At 70.1% G+C, this 18,412-nt stretch carries 19 protein-coding genes; 11 read left to right on the top strand and 8 right to left on the bottom strand.

Annotated elements, in window-relative coordinates:
* Positions 1-220 precede the first annotated feature (220 nt).
* Entirely contained in the window at positions 221-1,123 is a 903-nt protein-coding gene (locus ABN611_RS00895) for a GNAT family N-acetyltransferase (RefSeq protein ID WP_350277794.1), read from the top strand.
* A gap of 91 nt (positions 1,124-1,214) precedes the next feature.
* On the top strand, positions 1,215-2,099 hold the full coding sequence (locus tag ABN611_RS00890) for a GNAT family N-acetyltransferase (RefSeq protein ID WP_350277793.1): 885 nt from the start codon (positions 1,215-1,217) through the stop codon (positions 2,097-2,099).
* Here the strand turns inward: ABN611_RS00890 and ABN611_RS00885 are convergent.
* The gene (locus ABN611_RS00885; RefSeq protein ID WP_350277792.1) at positions 2,096-2,551 is read right to left on the bottom strand and encodes a MaoC family dehydratase; all 456 of its coding nucleotides are present in this window, start codon (positions 2,549-2,551) and stop codon (positions 2,096-2,098) included. The two genes, ABN611_RS00890 and ABN611_RS00885, sit on opposite strands and share 4 nt — an antisense overlap.
* Positions 2,552-2,563: 12 nt before the next feature.
* Positions 2,564-3,319: a 3-oxoacyl-ACP reductase FabG gene (fabG, locus tag ABN611_RS00880; protein ID WP_350277791.1), complete on the bottom strand. Its 756-nt coding sequence runs from the start codon at positions 3,317-3,319 to the stop codon at positions 2,564-2,566.
* 90 nt (positions 3,320-3,409) lie between these two features.
* Between fabG and ABN611_RS00875 the strand changes: the two genes are divergently transcribed.
* The 5 genes from ABN611_RS00875 (at position 3,410) to ABN611_RS00855 (ending at position 5,919) form a co-directional block, all read left to right on the top strand.
* Positions 3,410-3,835 carry a thioesterase family protein gene (locus ABN611_RS00875; RefSeq protein WP_350277790.1) on the top strand — a complete coding sequence of 142 codons (426 nt, stop codon included), beginning with the start codon at positions 3,410-3,412 and terminating at the stop codon, positions 3,833-3,835.
* Entirely contained in the window at positions 3,832-4,251 is a 420-nt protein-coding gene (locus ABN611_RS00870) for an acyl-CoA thioesterase (protein ID WP_350277789.1), read from the top strand. The genes ABN611_RS00875 and ABN611_RS00870 overlap by 4 nt, the downstream gene beginning before the upstream one ends.
* A 15-nt stretch (positions 4,252-4,266) precedes the next feature.
* Positions 4,267-4,686 (top strand): globin, encoded by a 420-nt coding sequence (locus tag ABN611_RS00865; protein ID WP_350277788.1) that lies wholly within the window; start codon positions 4,267-4,269, stop codon positions 4,684-4,686.
* Between the two features lie 26 nt (positions 4,687-4,712).
* The gene (locus tag ABN611_RS00860) at positions 4,713-5,144 is read left to right on the top strand and encodes an OsmC family protein (RefSeq protein WP_350277787.1); all 432 of its coding nucleotides are present in this window, start codon (positions 4,713-4,715) and stop codon (positions 5,142-5,144) included.
* Positions 5,145-5,223: 79 nt separating this feature from the next.
* Positions 5,224-5,919: a GNAT family N-acetyltransferase gene (locus ABN611_RS00855; RefSeq protein WP_350277786.1), complete on the top strand. Its 696-nt coding sequence runs from the start codon at positions 5,224-5,226 to the stop codon at positions 5,917-5,919.
* Between the two features lie 151 nt (positions 5,920-6,070).
* Here ABN611_RS00855 and ABN611_RS00850 read toward each other — a convergent pair whose 3' ends face one another.
* Entirely contained in the window at positions 6,071-6,850 is a 780-nt protein-coding gene (locus ABN611_RS00850) for a mechanosensitive ion channel domain-containing protein (protein ID WP_350277785.1), read from the bottom strand.
* A gap of 44 nt (positions 6,851-6,894) precedes the next feature.
* Between ABN611_RS00850 and ABN611_RS00845 the strand changes: the two genes are divergently transcribed.
* From ABN611_RS00845 to ABN611_RS00830, 4 genes are all read left to right on the top strand, one after another.
* Positions 6,895-7,899 (top strand): hypothetical protein, encoded by a 1,005-nt coding sequence (locus ABN611_RS00845; RefSeq protein ID WP_350277784.1) that lies wholly within the window; start codon positions 6,895-6,897, stop codon positions 7,897-7,899.
* Between the two features lie 53 nt (positions 7,900-7,952).
* Positions 7,953-10,070, top strand: a complete 2,118-nt coding sequence (gene malQ, locus ABN611_RS00840) for a 4-alpha-glucanotransferase (protein ID WP_350277783.1) — start codon at positions 7,953-7,955, stop codon at positions 10,068-10,070.
* 117 nt (positions 10,071-10,187) lie between these two features.
* On the top strand, positions 10,188-10,799 hold the full coding sequence (locus tag ABN611_RS00835) for a lytic polysaccharide monooxygenase (RefSeq protein ID WP_350277782.1): 612 nt from the start codon (positions 10,188-10,190) through the stop codon (positions 10,797-10,799).
* Positions 10,800-11,065: 266 nt separating this feature from the next.
* Positions 11,066-12,097, top strand: coding sequence for a LuxR C-terminal-related transcriptional regulator (locus tag ABN611_RS00830; RefSeq protein WP_350277781.1), 1,032 nt, complete (start codon positions 11,066-11,068; stop codon positions 12,095-12,097).
* A 7-nt stretch (positions 12,098-12,104) separates the two neighbouring features.
* Here the strand turns inward: ABN611_RS00830 and ABN611_RS00825 are convergent, their stop codons facing one another.
* The 5 genes from ABN611_RS00825 to ABN611_RS00805 form a co-directional block, all read right to left on the bottom strand.
* The gene (locus tag ABN611_RS00825) at positions 12,105-13,751 is read right to left on the bottom strand and encodes an AMP-binding protein (protein ID WP_350277780.1); all 1,647 of its coding nucleotides are present in this window, start codon (positions 13,749-13,751) and stop codon (positions 12,105-12,107) included.
* 75 nt (positions 13,752-13,826) lie between these two features.
* Positions 13,827-14,531 carry a 4'-phosphopantetheinyl transferase superfamily protein gene (locus tag ABN611_RS00820; protein WP_350277779.1) on the bottom strand — a complete coding sequence of 235 codons (705 nt, stop codon included), beginning with the start codon at positions 14,529-14,531 and terminating at the stop codon, positions 13,827-13,829.
* 2 nt (positions 14,532-14,533) lie between these two features.
* A complete protein-coding gene (locus ABN611_RS00815; protein WP_350277778.1) occupies positions 14,534-16,282 on the bottom strand; it encodes a fatty acyl-AMP ligase in 1,749 nt (582 codons plus the stop codon).
* Between the two features lie 11 nt (positions 16,283-16,293).
* Positions 16,294-18,045: an acyl-CoA dehydrogenase family protein gene (locus tag ABN611_RS00810; protein WP_350277777.1), complete on the bottom strand. Its 1,752-nt coding sequence runs from the start codon at positions 18,043-18,045 to the stop codon at positions 16,294-16,296.
* The gene (locus tag ABN611_RS00805; protein ID WP_350277776.1) at positions 18,042-18,323 is read right to left on the bottom strand and encodes an acyl carrier protein; all 282 of its coding nucleotides are present in this window, start codon (positions 18,321-18,323) and stop codon (positions 18,042-18,044) included. Before ABN611_RS00805 ends, ABN611_RS00810 begins: the two co-directional genes overlap by 4 nt.
* Between the last annotated feature and the right edge of the window lie 89 nt (positions 18,324-18,412).

Here is an 18,412-nt window from a genome sequence, read left to right as displayed (position 1 = left end):
CTCCTGACTGACCGGTGTGGTCAAGGAGTAGATGCGGACGCCCCGCCGCCGGTGACCCCGTCGCGTGCAACCACGATGGCACTTCCGGCGGTCGGGGCATTCAGTCCGACAGCACCGCGTCACTCTATTACGAGTCGGCCGCACATCCGAATCACGGGAATCGCGCGATCACGTCTCTTAATCCGTGGCGTGCGTACGACGTGCTGGCTAGGGTCCGGGCATGAGGACTCGGGCGGTGGTACGGCAGGCGGTGGCGGACGACGCGGAGGCGGTCGCGGCGGTCCGGCGGGTGGTGGCGCCGTACAAGGTGATGTCGCCCGCGGCGACGCGGCACATGATCACCGTCCAGTCGCCGGGCGAGCGGTTCCTGCCGCTGGTCGCCGAACACGCGGGCGAGGTCGTCGCCTGGGCTTCCGCAGGCCTCAACGTGTGGACGAGCACGCCAGGCCAGGCGGAACTGAGCGTCTACGTGCATCCGGATCACCGCAAGCAGGGCATCGGCAGCGAGCTGGCCGACCGCCTGCACCAGCACCTCACCGAGGTCGGCGCGGTCCGGGTGCGGACGTTCGTGCAGCCCGACAGCCTCGCGTTCGCGCACGACCGTGGGTACGACGGGACGCGGCAGATGCACTTCGCCGGCGTCGAGCTGACGTCGCTGCCCGAGCAGCCGTCGACGCCCGAGGGTATCGAGCTGATCTCGTTCGACGGCCTGGATCCGCGGGCGGCGTACACGGCCGACACGATCGCGTCGCTCGACGAACCGAGCGACTCGCCGCTGGACGCGGTCGAGTACGACCAGTGGCTCGAGGAGATCTGGAACAGCCCGTCGATCGACAAGTCGCTCAGCGTCGCCGCGATGGCGGGTGCCGAGGTGGCGTCGTTCACCGTGGTCGAGACCGACCGCGACCGGATGTGGTCGGGGATGACCGGTACGGTTCCGGCCCACCGCGGGAAGGGTCTCGCGAAGCTGGTGAAGTCGGTCGCGCTGCGGCGCGCGGCAGCGGCCGGGATCACCTCGGCGTACACCTCCAACGACGACGAGAACGGCCCGATGCTTGCCATCAACAACTGGCTCGGTTACCACCGGGTCCAGACCGAACACGGCCTGCTAAGGACGCTCTGAGACACACCTGTAATGCCGTCACTTCTGGTATGCACCTGAAGCGACGTTAGATTCCTGGGTACTGAGCTGTTGGAGTGCCCAAGGAGTTCGGATGGAGATCAGGGCGGCTGGACCGGGGGATGTGGACGCGGCGGTCGCTCTGCACGACGCGCTCGTGCCGTACCTGGTCGTCACCCGCGGGAGCCTGGTCCGCCGGCTCGGTACGCCGACCGTTCCGGGGCGTGGAACGTTCGCGGCTCTCGTCGACGACGAACTGGTGGGTTGGGCAACGACCGGGCTGATCGGCGGATCGGATCCATTGGACGGCGAACTGCGGCTGCTGGTCCGGCCGGAGTACCGGCGGCAGGGGATCGGCACGCGGTTGCTGGAGGCAACGCACGCCAACCTGCGCACCGCCGGGGCGACCACGGCGCGGGTGTTCGCGGACCCGCGCGCGGTCGAGTGGGCGCAGCGGTTCGGGTACCGGCAGACCCGGCAGGTGGTCTACGCGGGCATCGATCCGCGGAAGATTCCGCCGCAGCCCGAGGCGCCGAGCCAGGTCGCGCTGGTGCCGCTCACCGACGTCGATCCGCACCTGCTGTACGTCGCCGACATGGTTGCCCAGCGCACCAAACCCGGCGACGCCAAGATCTCCACCCGGCCGTACGACGAATGGCTGGCCGCGGTGTGGAACTCGCAGGACACTGTGCTCGACCTGAGCGTCGCCGCCGTGTACCAGGGCGAGATCGTCGCGTTCACGTTGAGCCTCGGCGACCACACCCGGATCTGGTCGAAGATGACGTCCACGATGCCGCAGTACCGTGGCCGCGGTCTCGCCAAGCTGGTCAAGGCCGCCGCGCTGCACCGCGCCGCGGACGCCGGCGTCGAGGGCGCCTACACCGCGAACTACGACGGCAACACCCCGATGCTCGCCGTCAACGAGTGGCTCGGCTACCACCGGATCGCCACGCACGCCGTACTGATCTGCCCCCTCTAGGGGACCAGCAGTACGACGGTCTCGGCGACGCAGGCGGGCTTCGTGGAGTTCTCGAGTTCGATGACCCAGTTGAGGGACACCTGGACGCCCGCCGGGGTCTCGACCGCGTTGGCGATCGAGGCGCCGGCACGGACCCGGGTGCCGACCGGGACCGGGGCCGGGAAGCGGACCTTGTTGACGCCGTAGTTGAGTTTCGCGGTCACGCCGTCGACCTTGAAAAGCTCGTCGCCGAAGCGCGCGATCAGGCTGAGCGTCAGGTAGCCGTGCGCAATGGTGCCGCCGTACGGGCCCTTGGCGGCACGCTCGACGTCGACGTGGATCCACTGGTGGTCACCGGTGGCCTCCGCGAACTGGTTCACCTGCTCCTGGGTGATCTCCAGCCACTCGGTCTCGCCCAGCTGGGTGCCGACCGCGTGGACCACCTCGTCGACGCCGGTGAAGGTCTGCGGCATGTCGCCCGCCCCCTAGTTCCGCGGTCCGCCGGCGACGTACAACACCTGACCGGACACGAACCCGGCCTCCTCGCTGCAGAAGAACGAGGCCGCGGCCGCGATGTCCTCCGGCTTCCCGGTTCGCTGCACCGGGATGGTCGCGGCGGTGGCCTTCTTGAACTCCTCGAAGTCGACACCGACGCGGGCCGCGGTGGCCGCGGTCATGTCGGTCTCGATGAAGCCTGGGGCGATCGCGTTCGCGGTGATGCCGAACTTGCCCAGCTCGATGGCCAGCGTCTTCGCGAGGCCCTGCAGACCCGCCTTCGCGGACGCGTAGTTCGCCTGGCCGCGGTTGCCCAGTGCGGAGGTCGACGACAGGAAGACCATCCGGCCGTACCCGGCCTCGACCATGTGCGCCTGGCAGGCCTTCGACATCAGGAAGCTGCCCTTGAGGTGCACCGACATGACCGTGTCCCAGTCGTCCTCGGACATCTTGAACAGCAGGTTGTCGCGCAGCACGCCCGCGTTGTTCACCAGGATCGTCGGCGCGCCGAGCTCGGCGACGACCCGCTCGACGGCGGCCGCGACCTGGTCGGACTTGCTGACGTCGGCGCCGACCGCGATCGCCTTCCCGCCGGCGTCGGTGATCGCCTGGACGGTCGCGCCGCAGGCAGCCTCGTCGAGGTCGATGACGGCGACGGCGTTCCCGTCCGCGGCGAGGCGCTGCGCGACGGCCGCGCCGATTCCCCGGGCGCCCCCGGTCACGATCGCCACCCGCTGCTCGCTCATCAACCACTCCAATCGGTGCACTGGTCTGCAGAAGATGACATTACCCACGGTCAGTCACCGGGGAAGTACCCCGGATGCGATGATCGCCGTGTGGATCATCACAACCGCCACGTCTACCACTGCCCGTTGCGCTGGGGCGACATGGACGCGCTCGGCCATGTGAACAACGGCCGGTACGTCGACTACCTGCAGGACGCCCGTGTGGACTTCCTGTTCCGGACCGCGAAGGAGCTCGGTGCCGACAACCTCGAGACCGGCCTGTTGGTGGCCCGGCACGAGGTGCAGTACCGCGCGCCGCTGCGCTTCCGGCCGGAGCCGGTGCGGATCGAGCTGTGGATCAGCGAGATCAAGGCCGCGTCGTTCACGGTCGACTACGAGATCCTCGACGCCGAGCCGGAGCGCCGTACCTATGTCGAGGCGCGCACCAGGCTGGTCCCGTTCGACTTCGCCGCCAACCGCCTGCGCCGGATCACCCCGGTGGAGCGCACGGCCCTCGAGAAGCTGGTGGGCGCATGAGGTTCACGCATCCGGTGCTGGTCCGGTGGTCGGACATCGACTCCTACGACCACGTGAACAACGTGCGGTACTTCGACTACCTGCAGGAGGCGCGGATCGCGTTCCTCGCGCAGCTGCTGGAGACGACCGGCGACTTCTTCGCGCAGTACCCCTGCGTGCTGGTCAGCCAGACGGTCGACTACCTGCGGCCGATCCTGCTGCGGCACCCGCCGTACGACGTGGACGTATGGGTCGACGCGGTCGGTATGTCGTCGTACACGCTCCGCTCCTGGATCGTCGACCGCAGCGGCGACGGCGAGGACGTGTACGCCAAGGCGGAGTCGGTGCTGGTCGCCGTGGACGGTACGACGCACGCGAAACGACCCCTGGGTGACGCCGAACGGGTAGCCCTGCTGAAGCACGTTGTGAGCACTTGAGAGACTAGATCCAAGATGACTGAGCAGCAGAGCTTCTACGACGCCGTCGGTGGGGCGGACACCTTCCACCGGCTGGTGGCAGCGTTCTACCGCGGTGTCGCCGCCGACCCGGAGCTGCGGGCGATGTACCCGGAGGAGGACCTCGGTCCGGCCGAGGTGCGTTTCCGGATGTTCCTGGAGCAGTACTGGGGCGGCCCCAAGACGTACTCCGAGCAGCGCGGGCACCCCCGGCTGCGGATGCGGCACGCCCCGTTCGCCGTCACCCCGAGCGCACGGGACCGCTGGCTCGGCCACATGCGAGCCGCGCTCGACGAGATCGCCCTGTCCCCGGAACGGGACGAGGAGATCTGGCGCTACATGGTGATGGCCGCGCACAGCATGGTGAACACCGACGAACCGCAGTACCCGGGCGCGATCGACGTGTCCGGCCGCTGACTTTCCTCAAAGGAGACAACACGAGCATGGCTGCTACCCGTACCGCCAAGGCCCACTGGGAAGGTTCGCTGCTGGAGGGAGGCGGTCAGGTCAACCTGGAGTCCTCCGCTCTCGGCTCCTTCGACGTGACCTGGGCCGCCCGCACCGAGCCGGAGGCCAGCGGCCGGACCAGCCCCGAGGAGCTGCTCGGCGCCGCGCACTCGGCCTGCTTCTCGATGGCGCTGTCGCACGCGCTGGCGCAGGCCGGCAACCCGCCGGCGTCGCTGGACACCCAGGCCGACGTGACCTTCCAGCCGGGTGAGGGCATCACCGGCATCAAGCTGTCGGTGAACGGCAACGTGCCGGGCCTGACCGCCGACCAGTTCGCGGAGTTCGCCGAGGGCGCGAAGAAGAACTGCCCGGTGTCGCAGGCGCTGACCGGGGTGCCGATCGAGCTGGACGTCACCTTCACGGCCTGATCACTCGACACCCGACGCCTCCCACGCTGCTGCGCGGGAGGCGTCGGTTTTGTCGGTAGGGCCGAGCAGACTGCTTCTCATGGATGAGGCGCTGCTCGACAACCATCTGGCGTTTCTCGCGGCGCATCGCGGAGAGGTACGGCGCTCCGCTGCCGCCGTCGAGGTGATCGGGGAGTCGGAGGAGTTCTCCGCGTGGATCCCGCTGTCGGCCGATGCGATGCTGCCGGAGCGGGTCGGTTGCGTGCGGCTGGTCCCGTGGAGCGGGGCCGGCTGGGAGGCGCGGCTGGCTGCGGCCGGGTTCGAGCCGGCGGAGGTTCTGGTCCATCTGGAGGCATCGGTCGGGGCGGTCCTGGGAGAACCAGTTGCGCCTGTCGACTCGGACGAGGACGCGCTGGCGTTCGCCGAGGTCCAGAGTGCGGCGTTCCTGGAGGTGGGCGAGCCGGACTACGACTGGTGGCAGAAGATGTTCGCCGACCGCGCCCTGCAGAACTACCGAGCCCCCGACCAGTCCCTCTACCTGCTGCGGGTAAACGGCGCCCCGGCCTCAACCACCCTCGTACTACGAACCGGCCCGATCACAGGCATCTACGCAGTCGCCACCAAACCGCAGTACCGCACCCAGGGCCTGGCCACAAAACTACTAACCCAGGCCCAACGAGACGCCGCCGGCGGGCGCCTGACGCTCCAGGTGATTGCAGGGTCCGACGCGGAACGCCTTTACCTCAAGCTCGGCTTCCGCCCGGCTTTCCGGTCGCCGCACTTCCGTCGGCCCTGAGGAGCCGGCCGGCCGCGAATGAACCGCGGCGCTCCGGGTTCGTCGAGTCGTGGATTCTGGCGGCGCCGGGGCAGCCAGAATCCACGACTGGGCGAACCGGCCCGGAACCTTTGCGCACGACTCGGCGAGCACGCGCTCTGGCGGTCCGGCCTCAGGCTCGGGTTCCGTCTGGCTTTCCGGTCGCCGTGCTTTCGTCGGTCTTGGCGGCTTCCTCTTCTTTTTCGGTGCCGGAGCCTACGCCGGAGGAGCCGGTGCTGTTGGGGTCGCGGGTGGTCATGTTGCCGACGCGGAGGACCTCGCCGTTGCGGACGTACCAGGTGGTGCCGTCCTCGCCGCGGAGGGTGGTGATCCGGAGGCCGACCGCGACCACCACGCCGGTCGCCTTCTCCATGTCGATCAGGTCGCCGACGCCGTACTGGTCCTCGAAGATCATGAACACGCCGGCCAGGAAGTCCTTCACCAGCGTCTGCGCGCCGAAGCCGAGCGCGACGCCGATGATGCTCGCGGACGCGATCACCGGGAGGATGTTGAAGCCGAGCTCGGCCAGCACCATGACCACGAGTACGGCGGTCAGCACGATCGTGACCGCGCTGCACAGCAGCGACGCGATCGTCTCGGCGCGCTGGGCGCGGCGCTCGGTGGCGAGTGTGCTCTCCACGAACCCCTGGCCGAGCTTCGACTTGGACAGCACGCCGGCGACGGCGCCGTTCCCGGTCCGGCGGGCGAACCGGCGGATGATCTTGTGCAGCAGCCAGCGGAGCACGAAGAAGCCGATGATCAGCCCGGCGATCCGGGCCGGCACGACCACGATCTGGTCGGTCACCTCGAGTTTGCCGTCCGAGCCCATCCGGAAGAACGTCGGGAACGCCTCCGGGAGCGAAAACAGGGGGTGATTGACTAGGGACGCAAGGTAGCTGGTCAGAATAGGCATCTCGCCGCCTGATGGTAGTAGGGCTGACAAGGAGAAGCGATCGCATGTCGAGCCGGCTGGACGACGAGCTGTCCAGGCTCGTGAGTGCTGGTGTGCTGCGCCAGTACCAGGCCGACTCGATCCGGGACGCCGCCGACGCGGAGATCGACGCGGCGCTCGCCGACCCCGGCCGGCGCCGGCCACCCGAGGAGCCGCCGGAGCCCGAGCGCAAGCAGCCTCCGGCGAAGCCGCCCGCGGCCCGGACGAACGCGCTGGTCGAGGTGCTCGGGTACATCGGCGGCGCGCTGCTGCTCGGCGCGGTCGCGCTGCTGACCTTGGCGAACTGGGGCGAGATGGGCCGGGCGGCGCGGATCACCACCGGCGCCACGGCCGCGGTGGTACTGCTCGGCGTGGCCGTCGTACTGGCGCTGCTGGGACGCCGCGGCCAGCTGAGCGCGGCGCTCGCGGCGCTAGGGTGCTGCGTGGCCGGGTTCGCGACGTACGTGGCGATCGAGGGGGAGGCCGGGCGGGTGGCAGGGGTGGCGGTCGCGCTGGCCCTGGCCGCGGGCGGGCTGTGGTGGCTCAAGGAGTCGTCGTTGCTGGTGGCAACGTTCGGGATCCTGGCCGTGGGTGTGTTGGTGATCACGGCAGATGTCCTCACTCCGGACACCGGGCCGGCCGCGAACAGCGCGGGGATCGCCGGGACCGGGTTCATCGTCGTCGCGTTCGTGTTCGCGATGCTCGGCCTGGTGCGCGATCAGGTGACGTCGTGGTCACTGGCCGGAGCGGCGATGTTCAGCTCCTCGATCTGCTGGCTGGTGCAGGAGCGCGGCGAGATCATGGCGCTCGCCGTCGGTACGGCGGGACCGGCCGCACTGCTGGTGGCGTACGGGTGGACCCGGCGTTCGGCGTACGCCGTGGTGGGCTGCGCGATCCTCCTGGTCATCTGGCCGACCGCGCTGTACCAGCTGACCGACAACCTGGCCGGCGTGGCGATCGGGCTGGTCGTGGCCAGCGGCGTGCTGCTGCTGGCGGTGCTGATCCTCACCCGACGGCATTCGAACGACTAGGGAAACGCGCGCCGTTTGGCCGTCGACGCGGTTGATACGGCAGACTCGCTGGGGTGACAGCTCCCACTCCGGCCCTTGTCGAGCTCGCAGTGGCCCATGGCGTGGCCACGGAGTACTGGAACTGGCAGGGCGAGCACGTGATCGTCTCCAGCGAGGTCGTGGCCGATGTCCTCGCCGCACTCGGTGTGGACGCGTCGACGCCGGAAAAGGCGGCCCTGGCGCTGGCTGAGCACCAGCAGGCGCGCTGGCGCCGTACGCTGCCCGCGACCGTCGTGATGCGGGAGGGCTGGACGCCCTGGTTCGCCGTACACCTGCCGCACGGGTCGACCGCGGAGGTGTGGGTCGACCTGGAGGACGGCGGTCAGCGGCGGGACATCCCGCAGCAGGACCACTGGGTCGAGCCGGAGTGGGTCGACGGCGTACAGGTCGGTGAGGCGACGTTCCAGTTGCCGGGCGACCTTCCGCTCGGGTACCACCGGCTGTGCGCGCGGATCGGCAGCAACCCGGAGATCTCGGTCAGCACACTGATCGTGACGCCGCGGAAGCTGGAGCCGGAGAAGCTGCACCGGACGTGGGGCTGGGTGCTGCAGCTGTACTCCGTGCGCTCGCGGCGCTCGTGGGGGATCGGCGACCTGCACGACCTGGCTGACCTCGCCGCGTGGTCAGCGCACGACCTGGGAGCCGGATTCGTCCTGGTGAACCCGCTGCACGCTGCTGAGCTGGCCGGACGCATGGAGCCGTCGCCGTACCTGCCTGCGTCCAGGCGGTTCGGGAACCCGGTGTACCTCCGGATCGAGGACATCGACGAGTACGGCGACCTGGCGCCGGCGGAGCGCGACCAGGTACGGGCGCTGGCGCTGCAGGCGCGGGCGCTGAGTGAGGACCCGACGGCGCTCGACCGGGACACGGTGTGGGCGGCGAAGCGTGAGGCGCTGCAGGTGCTGTTCCGCGTGCAGCCGTCGGTGGGGCGGATCGCGGAGTACGGGGCGTACTGCGACCGCGAGAGCCAGGGGCTGATCGATTTCGCCACCTGGGCCGCGCTGGCCGACGTCCACGGCCCGGAGTGGAGCAAGTGGCCGGAGGAGCTGCAGGAGCCGACCTCACCGGCTGTCGTTGCCTTCCGCAACGAGAACCCCGATGCGGTGGAGTTCCACTGCTGGCTGCAGTGGCAGCTCGACGAGCAGCTGGCCCGCACGCAGGCACGGGCGAAGGCGGCCGGGATGGCGTTGGGCGTCGTCCACGACCTGGCGGTCGGTGTGCACCCGGACGGTGCCGACGCGTGGGCGCTGCAGGACGTGCTGGCGCAGAACATCCACGTCGGCGCGCCGCCGGACGCGTTCAACCAGCAGGGACAGGACTGGTCGCAGCCGCCGTGGCGCCCGAACGCGCTCGCCGAGACCGGATACGCCGCCTGGCGGGACCTGGTGCGGGCGGTGATGCGGCACGGTGGCGGGCTGCGGATCGACCACATCCTCGGGATGTTCCGGCTGTGGTGGGTGACGTCACCGGAGCGGCCTACCGAGGGCACGTACGTGCGGTACGACCACGAGGCGCTGGTCGGCATCCTGGTGCTGGAGGCGCAGCGCGCCGGCGTGACAGTGATCGGCGAGGACCTGGGGACGGTCGAGCCGTGGGTGCGCGACTACCTCACGGAACGCGGTGTGCTGGGTACGTCGGTCCTGTGGTTCGAGCGTGACGCGAACGGGAAGCCGCTGGCGCCGGAGCGGTGGCGAGAGCTGTGCCTGGCCACTGTCACCACGCACGACCTGCCGCCGACCGCCGGGTACCTGGCCGGCGACCACGTGGAGCTGCGAAACCGCCTCGGTCTGCTGACCCGTCCGGTGGCGGAAGAGCTGGCTGTGGACGAGGCGGATCGCGACGCCTGGCTCAACGCGCTCCGCGAACGCCACCTGCTCAGCAACACCGACGGCGACGTCGAGCGGATCGTGGAGGCCCTGCACCGGTACGTCGCTCACACGCCGGCCAAGCTGGTGGGCGTGTCGCTAGCGGACGCTGTCGGCGAGCGACGTACCCAGAACCAGCCGGGTACGACGGACGAGTACCCGAACTGGCGGGTCCCGCTCGGCGGGCCGCGGGGTGAGGCCGTGCTGGTGGAGGACCTGCCCAACAACCATCGGCTCCGGCGGCTGATCGGCGCGCTGAACATCTAGCTTTCCGTATCCGATTGCTCACGAACCGTTGACAATAGTTTTGAACGGTTGTTTTCTATTGAGCAGGAGAGGCGCCTTCCTTCGCTGTCCACCGCCCCAACAGTGGAAGGAGCTCGCATGCTGTCTCAGCGGAGCTGGAAACAGAAGCTCAGGATGGCCGGGATCGCCGTCGGCGCGCTGGCGCTGACGGTGTCGACGTCGGTACCGCTCGCCTACGGGCACGGGTACTCGACTGCCCCGGTCAGCCGGGCGAAGTTGTGTCAGGAGGGAGCCGTCACGAACTGCGGCCCGATCCAGTGGGAGCCGCAGAGCGTCGAGGGCCCGAAGGGATTCCCGCAGAGCGGCCCGGCCGACGGGAAGTTGTGCTCGGCGGGCCTGGGCCAGTTCGCGCAGCTGGACGACCAGCGCGGCGGGACCTGGCCGGCCACCCGGCTGCAGGGCGGCCAGGGCTTCACGTTCCGGTGGCACCTGACCGCGCCGCACTCGACGACGGACTTCAAGTACTACATCACCAAGCAGGGCTGGAATCCGGCGCAGCCGCTGACCCGGGCCGCGCTCGACCTGAACCCGTTCCTGACCGTCAGGATGAACGGCGCCCGGCCGCCGTACGACGTGGCCCACCCCGGCACAATCCCGGGCGGCCGTAGCGGCCGGCACATGATCCTCGCCGTCTGGACCATCGCCGACACGGCCAACGCCTTCTACCAGTGCTCAGACGTCACCTTCTGACGTGGAGCTCCCGGCCTGCCCCGTCATTCGCACGGGGCAGGCCGGTCCGGAAGCCTTTCGGTACAAGGCGAAATGGGTTGACAGGGGTGCGGGGGAGTCCCGGCGGGAGACACTCCGGCGGCCCGCGGTCTGGACCGGGATCGGGGTAAATTCGTGGCTTGTGGCCCGGGGACGGGCGTGCACGGGGTCGGGGGGATGATCCCTCGGTGGATTGGCCGATGCGTCGGGGAGGGCAATCGGTGAATGAGGCTTCACTGAACGAACGCATGCTGAAACCGTTGGGGCTGTCAGCGGACGCCGAGGAGACCTACCGGTGTCTCGCGCGGCATCCCAGGATCGAGCTGCCGGAGCTGACCGAGCTGCTCGGCTGGCCGGAGCAGCGCGCCGGGACCTGTGTGCGGGAGCTGCTGGACGTGGGCCTGATCCGGTACTCGTTGGAGCAGCCGGAGCAGCTGCACGTGGTGAATCCGGAGGCGAGCCTGGTGCCGCTGCTGACCCGGCAGGAGCTCGAGCTGCTGGACCGGCAGAAGGAGGTCACCGCGAGCCGCGCGGCGATCGAGCAGTTCGTCGCGGAGTACGACAGCAGGGTCGCCGCCACCGGGTACGCCGGTGCGGAGCGGCTGATCGGGGTGGACAACGTGCGGGCCAGGCTGGAGAGCCTGATCGGCGAGGTCGAGACCGAGCTGATGGGCTTCTCCGACGGCGGCCCGCAGTCGGAGCAGAGCCTGGCCGCCGCCCGTCCGCTGGACGAGGCCGTGCTGGGCCGCGGCGTCCGCGTCCGCGCGGTGTACCTGGAGAGCCTGGTGAACGACGGGCCCACCGCGCGCTACGTCGAGTGGATGAACCAGCACGGCGCCGAGATCCGTACGGCGGTCACGCTGCCGCTGCGGATGATCATCGCCGACCGCAAGGCGGTGCTGGTGCCGATGAACGTCGAGGACAGCTCACAGGGCGCACTGCTGATCCGGGACGCCGGGGTCGTGGCGGCGCTGTGTGCGTTGTTCGAGGTGACCTGGCAGCAGAGCAGCGCGTTCGGGGACTCGCGCGAGGTGCGGGACGCGCTGGGCCTGACCCGGCAGGAGCAGGTGGTCGTGGCGCTCCTGGCCGAGGGGCACACGGACGACGTGGTGGCCCGCCGGCTGGGTGTCTCGGTGCGGACGTGCCGCCGGATGACCGCGGACCTGATGGTTCGGCTGGACGCCCGCAGCAGGTTCCAGGCCGGCGTACAGGCTGTGCGAGCCGGCTGGCTGATGGGCGACGACACGCTCCTCGAAGCCCGCGAGGCAGACCCGGCCTGACAGCAGGTCACGGGCGGCCGGCGGTCTCGGCGGATCGCGCGATGCGGTAGGTCTGCGCGGTCCGCCGCCCCAGGGTCTCCAGCAGCGGGCCGAGCGCGTCGCTACAGAACAGGTCGCGCATCAGCGTGCGCTGCACCCGCTCGGCGCTGCGGCGGATCTGGCCCGGCCGCAGGAACACCACGTTCGCCACGCGCACCCGGAGCCGATCCCGCAGGCCCTCGCGTACTACAGCCGCCAGCGCCTCCAGCTCGGACAGCGCAATGCCCGGCCGCACCTCCTGCAGCACAACCACCTGCTCCTGCAGTACGTCGATCCCGAACACGCAGCCGGACAGCCCTGCGAACCGCGGATCAAGCGCATTCACTGCCCGCTCCACCTCGTCGGCGTACAAGCTGCGGCGGTCGATGACGAGCCGGTCGGTGAGCCGGCCCGTTGGGTACAGCTGCCCCTCGTGAACGGCGCCGAGCTCACCTGTCCGGCTCCCGTCGGCCAGCTCGATCTCACCGACCAGGTCGTCGCCCAGCGCCAGCCCTTCGACCGGATCCACGATCCGGAGCCCGGTGCCCGCGACCGGTCCGCACCCGACCAGCGGTACGCCGTCGGCGCCCGGCTGCACAAGGTTCCGCTCCAGCGCCTTCTGGTCGGCCGCAACGACCAGCGGTCCGGCGGTGCGGTCACCCGGCGGCGACACCGTGATGACCCGCACACCGTGGCCGTACGCCGGTGTGAGCGCGCGCGGATCCAGACCGCACGGAGCGAACCGGTCGGCCACCGCGGCAATAGTTGCCGCAGGCACCGGGTCCGGGCCGATCAGCGCGGTCCGCAGCCGGGACAGGTCGACAGCCTGCAGGTCGGCGGCCGGGATCCGGCGTACGCAGACGTCGTACCCGAAGGCAGGCGCCATCGTCAGCCGTACGTCGTAGTCGTCGATCAGCTGCAGCCAGCGCAGCGGTTGCCGGAAGAAGCCGGTCGGGGACATCAGCACCGTGGAGGCTCCGACCGACAACGGACCCGCGAGCAGACCGATCAGGCTGGGGCCGTGGTCCGTGAGGAGCCAGCCGCCGACCGTGCCGTGGGCGGCGAAGTCCACTGCTGCGTCCAGGCGGTCGATGTCGGCAGCGAGCTCTGCGTGCGTGAGCAGGTGCCCGGTCAGGGAGGTCGGCGTCGACGTGTACAGCAGTGCGGCAGCGCTCGAGCGCGAGACCGGATCGATCGGTTCTGTCGTGGACAGGTCGACGAGGTCCGTGGCGAACAGTGCCAGGTCCTCCAGACCGTCCTGCACCAGCCAGTCGGCCACCAGGTCGAGATGCGCCGTGTCTGTCAGCACCAGCCGCGGTCCCGCGTCCAGCGCGATACCTGTCGTGAGAGCGAGGTGGTGATCCGACAGGCCCGGCAGCGGAGCCGGTACCGGGACGCACCCGGCGTACAGGCACCCCAGGAAGGCTTTCGCGAAGCCGATCGGGGAGGGCTGCACCAGCAGCACCCGGTCGCCGACAGCAGCCTGGCTACGCAGCCAGCCGGCCAGTGCGCGCGCCGCCACGTCCAGGTCGTCGTACGACGCAGTCGTGGTGCTGCGGCCGACCTCGACCACGGCGGGTCGTGCCGGGTCGTCGGCCGCGTGCCACCGGAATCGAGTGATCAGATCGTCGTTCACATCGCCCTCCCCAGGTACTGACTCTCACTGGCGAGTATCGACGTCGTACCCGGCCTACCGGAGGGTCTCGCCCTGTCAGGAACCGACGACTGCAAGATGCTGCCAGCAGAGCTCGACCGGTCGATCCGCGGGTGTCGCGACAGCCGCTTGATGCTCTGTGCCGAGCTCGACGTTCTGCACCGACCACACCATGCCCTCGTGCGGGACGAGGACCGGGCCGGCACTGGTCGGCTGGACGTCGATCTGGTCCAAAGGAGCCACCAGACCGACGCCGGCTGCCTTCAGCACGGCCTCCTTGCGCGTCCAGACCCGCAGGAACAGCGACCGCCGCTCCTCGTCGCCGATCGCCGAACGCAGCGCAGCCAGCTCAGCAGCAGTCATCACCAAGCGGGACACCAGTTCGAAGTCGACAGCATCGGCTGCTTCGATGTCGACGCCGAGCGGCACACCGTCCGTAACGGCGACCAGCCAGCTGTCACCGGACCTGGAGACGCTGAACTCCAGCGTGGTCGGCGGCTCGAGCACCACCGGCGGCCCGTGCTCCGAACTGCCGCACCCCGGGCAGGCCTTCCGCCCGATCACCAGCCGGCTCGGCTCCACCTCCAGGCAGTCGGCGAGGATCCGGCGTACGGCGGCCCGCGAACCGGCGAACCGCGCACCGGCCGCCGCCAGCATCCCCTCGAACCGCTGCAGCTCCGGGGCTGCGAGGACGGCGAGATCCGCCGCGGAGACGACAGCAGGCGAGCGGCCGCGCCACAGGTGCAGCCGGCTCACGGACACGTTCAGACTCCCGCCAGGTCGCGAGCGCCCCGGTACCGGCGGGCGATCGACGGCTCCAGGTCCTCGAACTCCGACCGCAGCGTCCCGGTGCGGAACTGCTCGCGCATCTCGGTCCGCCGTACCTTGCCGCTCGTCGTCCGCAGCACACCGCCCCGCTTTACGAAGCAGACATTGGCCACAGGCGTCCCGGAGTACTGCGACAGCTGCGCCTTCACCAGGTCCGACAAGGCCTGTACTGCGGCCGCGTCCAGGTTGGCCGCTCGCAGCTCCTGGACGACGACAACTCGCTCCTGACCTTCACCTGGTACGCCGAACGCAGCAGAGCCGCCGTCCGCCAGCAGCGGGTGCAGCATCGGCAGCCGGCGCTCCAGGTCCTGCGGGTAGATGTTGCGGCCGTTGACGATGATCAGCTCCTTGATCCGGCCGGTGACGAACAGGTTGCCCTCGTGGCAGACGCCGAGGTCGCCGGTCCGCAGGTACGGGCCGTCGTCCTCGCTCGTGTAGGCACCGAAGGTGGCGGTAGTGACGTCGGGCTGTCCCCAGTAGCCGTTGGCAACGCTCGGTCCGCGCAGCCAGATCTCCCCGATCCGCCCGTCGGCCAGCGGTGTCTGCGTGCCGGGATCCACGATCAGCAGCTCGAAGTCCTCGGGGACCGGGCCGCTGTCGACCAGTGCGTGGCTGTCGGCACCGTCGCTGAGCACGAACTGCCGTCGCTCCAGCGCCGCAGCATCCACCCGGACGGGCTCGCTGATCCGCCCGGCCTCGGTGCCCGTGACGAGCAGACCGACTTCGGCCATGCCGTAGCACGGGCGCATCGCGGTCGGCGCCAGCCCTGCCACCTCGAAGTGCCGGACGAAACGACGCAGGGTGGCGGGGTCCACCGGCTCGGCGCCGTTCAGTGCGTGCCGCCAGCGGGACAGGTCGAGGGCAGCCGCGCGCTCCGGCTTGATCCGTCGTACGCACAGGTCGTAGGCGAAGTTGGGCGCCGGGCTGATCTCGATGTCGTACCGGTCGATCAGCGCCAGCCAGCGGAACGGGTCCCGCAGGAAGCTCATCGGCGACATCAGCCACAACGTGCCGCCGTACCGGATCGAGGTGAGTGAGCCGCCGATCAGGCCCATGTCGTGGTAGTGCGGCAGCCAACTGGCGGTCCGCAGCCCGGTGCCCAGCTCGAACGTCTTGGCGATCAGCCCGAGGTTGTGCCACAGGCCCGCGTGCGACACCATCACGCCGCGCGGTTCGCTCGTCGACCCGGACGTGAACTGCAGCAACGCCAGCGTGTCGGGTCCGACGTCCGGCTCGGTCCACGCGTTCTCGTCGGCCAGGTCGGGTACGTCGGTCGCGGTCGTGACGATGCCGTGGTCCACCTCGGTGCTGAGGTCGTCGAGGTTCCCGGAGTCGGTGAGGATCGTGGACGCGTCCGCGGCCTGGAGGATCGTGCGCAGCCGACCGGCGCGGCCGTCGTTGCCGGGCAGCGGCGACGGGACCGGGGTCATGCCGGCGTACAGGCAGCCGAAGAAGGCCTCGACGAAGTCCGTGCCGGGTGGATAGAGCAGGATCACGCGGTCGCCGGGGGAGCGGTGCCGTTGCAGCCAGGCGCCGATCCGGCGCGCGCCGCGGTCCAGGGCGCTGTACGTGAGCTCACGATGGATGTCGCCGTCCGGTCCGTCCGGTACGAAGACCACGGCGGGCTGGTCGCCGATGGTGCGGGCATTCTCCCGAGCCGCCTGGAACAGGTTCTCGATGGGCATGATCGTTCCTTTCAGGTTCGGTCGTCCGGGGTGGTGCCGAGCTGCAGCGGGACGAGGGAGAACAGCTGCTCGTCCTCCCAGCAGCGGAGCATCTCCGCCTCGACCACGGCGAGGCTGTCGGCGTCCAGCTCCTGCTCCGGCCGCAGCCGCGTGAGGATGCGCTGCAGTGCCAGCACGACCCACTCGGGCCGGGCGACGAAGCCGCCGTACTGCTTGTTCGCGTTCCACGTGTGCAGGCAGGCGGCCGCGGCGTGCAGCAGGCAGTGCCGGCGGGCGAGGGTGAAGCCGCGGGAGCTGGCGTGCAGGTCGTTGCCCACGCGCACCAGGTCGCGGATGTCGTCGTACAGCTTCGTCCGGACCTCCAGCATCTGCTCGGCGACGGTCCGCAGCGTGCCGGCCGGGAGCTCCGCCACGACAGCAGGCAGGCTCTGGGTGATCTCGTCGATACCGCCGTTCGTCAGCTTGAAGCGGTCGAAGCGCAGGTCCCACTCCGGCGGCTCCCACACGTGGTCGTGCAGCGTCTGCAGCAGCGTCTCGTCGTACCGATGCTCTGCGATCAGTGAGGGCAGCTGCGTCGCCACCACGTGCTGGTGGACGTGGCTGGTGCCTTCGAAGATGCTGACGATCCGGTTGTCGCGCAGCACCTTCTGGAAGATGCCGTCGTTCACACCCTCCCGGAGGAAGTGCCGTGCGGCCAGCACCGAGCCAAGGCTGTTCAGTACTTCGTCGACGAGCCCCGGGACCAGGTACTTCGTCACCGACGACCACAGCGGCAGGCGCTCCGGTGCCGCGGAGATCGCGCGGACCGTCGGTGCGGAGGCGCACTCGGCGACGAGGAGGTCGACGTACGCCGCCAGGACCTGTTCACGGATGACCTGGATGTCGTGCACCGTGCGACCGTAGAGGCGCCGGCTGCGGATGTGGTCGAGCGTGGTGCGCAGCCCGGTGTCGGCAACGCCGAGGGACATCGCGGTGACCAGGGTCCGGCTGATCTGGAGGGTCTTGATCGCCTCCTCCATCCCGCGCCCCTTGCCGCCGATCAGTGCGGTCGCCGGAACCGGGCAGGCGTCGAGGGTGATCCCCGAGACGTCCGCCCCGCGCAGGCCGAGGGTGCGGACCCGCGGCTCGGTCGACCAGCGCAGTGGGTCCAGCCGCTCCTTGTCCACCAGGAAGGCCGAGAACGCCCGCGGCCCCGCCGTACCCGTGCGAGCGAACACGGTCGCGAACGTACTGCGGATGCCGTTGCCGATCGGCCACTTCGTCCCCGAGAGCAGGTACTGCGTTCCGTCCGCGACGGCCTGCACCTCACCGGCGACGACGTCGCAGCCGTGCTCCGCCTCGGAGAGGCCGAAGGCCCCGGTGCCGCCGTTCAGCACGAGCTCGGCCACGCGCGCCCGCTGCTCGTCGGAGCCCCAGCCCCAGACCGGCATCGCACCGAGGAACGTCGCGCCGGAGCTGAGCGCCGGGGTCATGTCGCGGCGGGCCAGGCTGCGGATCAGGGCGAACATCCGCTCCATGTCGTGGAACCGGCCGCCCGCGGCCGCGGGCACGTAGTGCTCCGGGTAGCCCCACTCGGCCAAGGCCTCGAACGCGGGGACGGAGCGCTCCTCCGCCTCGTCGTACTCGAGTTCGGTCGCGAACGAGATCCGGGCGGCGCGGCTGCGCGGGTCGCCGAGGAACGCCTCGAAGTCCTCCGCGGTCGCGTGCACCGAGCTCCGGCCGGCGGTCGGCCGGGGCCCGGTGAGCAGGCCGGCCGCGGTCACGCCGGCGATCCGGTCGCGAGCTGCCCGGAGATCAGCGCGATGGTCGGGTACGACCAGGCGAGCTGGTCGGGCACCTCGATGCCGAGCCACTCCTCGAGGTCGGCGACCAGTTCCATCGCGTGCACCGAGTCGACGCCGATCGACGGCAGCGGGGCGGTCGGGTCGACGTCGGCGGCGGGCAGCCCGACCATCGTCGCCACCCGGGCACGGAGGAACTCGGTGACCTCGTCGCTCGTGACGTTCCGGCCGGCGACCGGACTCTCTTCTACCTGGGACACGTCCGTACTCCTTCTCCGGCAGCGGATTCGACCCACGCCACGATCCAGAGCGCACCTATATTCCCGCGATAACCGGCCCGGGCCCGCGC

Source organism: Kribbella sp. HUAS MG21, from assembly GCF_040254265.1.
Lineage (GTDB): Bacteria > Actinomycetota > Actinomycetes > Propionibacteriales > Kribbellaceae > Kribbella.
This window is presented reverse-complemented; position numbering and strand designations above follow the sequence as displayed.

What these genes read in the sequence shown, in the direction of transcription:
- ABN611_RS00865 (WP_350277788.1), top strand. Translation starts at nt 4,267, where the DNA reads ATGACTGAGCAGCAGAGCTTCTACGACGCCGTCGGTGGGGCGGACACC.
- ABN611_RS00885 (WP_350277792.1), bottom strand. Translation starts at nt 2,551, where the DNA reads ATGCCGCAGACCTTCACCGGCGTCGACGAGGTGGTCCACGCGGTCGGC.
- ABN611_RS00855 (WP_350277786.1), top strand. Translation starts at nt 5,224, where the DNA reads ATGGATGAGGCGCTGCTCGACAACCATCTGGCGTTTCTCGCGGCGCAT.
- ABN611_RS00850 (WP_350277785.1), bottom strand. Translation starts at nt 6,850, where the DNA reads ATGCCTATTCTGACCAGCTACCTTGCGTCCCTAGTCAATCACCCCCTG.
- ABN611_RS00830 (WP_350277781.1), top strand. Translation starts at nt 11,066, where the DNA reads ATGCTGAAACCGTTGGGGCTGTCAGCGGACGCCGAGGAGACCTACCGG.
- ABN611_RS00815 (WP_350277778.1), bottom strand. Translation starts at nt 16,282, where the DNA reads ATGCCCATCGAGAACCTGTTCCAGGCGGCTCGGGAGAATGCCCGCACC.
- ABN611_RS00845 (WP_350277784.1), top strand. Translation starts at nt 6,895, where the DNA reads ATGTCGAGCCGGCTGGACGACGAGCTGTCCAGGCTCGTGAGTGCTGGT.
- fabG (WP_350277791.1), bottom strand. Translation starts at nt 3,319, where the DNA reads ATGAGCGAGCAGCGGGTGGCGATCGTGACCGGGGGCGCCCGGGGAATC.
- ABN611_RS00870 (WP_350277789.1), top strand. Translation starts at nt 3,832, where the DNA reads ATGAGGTTCACGCATCCGGTGCTGGTCCGGTGGTCGGACATCGACTCC.
- ABN611_RS00890 (WP_350277793.1), top strand. Translation starts at nt 1,215, where the DNA reads ATGGAGATCAGGGCGGCTGGACCGGGGGATGTGGACGCGGCGGTCGCT.
- ABN611_RS00860 (WP_350277787.1), top strand. Translation starts at nt 4,713, where the DNA reads ATGGCTGCTACCCGTACCGCCAAGGCCCACTGGGAAGGTTCGCTGCTG.
- ABN611_RS00835 (WP_350277782.1), top strand. Translation starts at nt 10,188, where the DNA reads ATGCTGTCTCAGCGGAGCTGGAAACAGAAGCTCAGGATGGCCGGGATC.
- ABN611_RS00895 (WP_350277794.1), top strand. Translation starts at nt 221, where the DNA reads ATGAGGACTCGGGCGGTGGTACGGCAGGCGGTGGCGGACGACGCGGAG.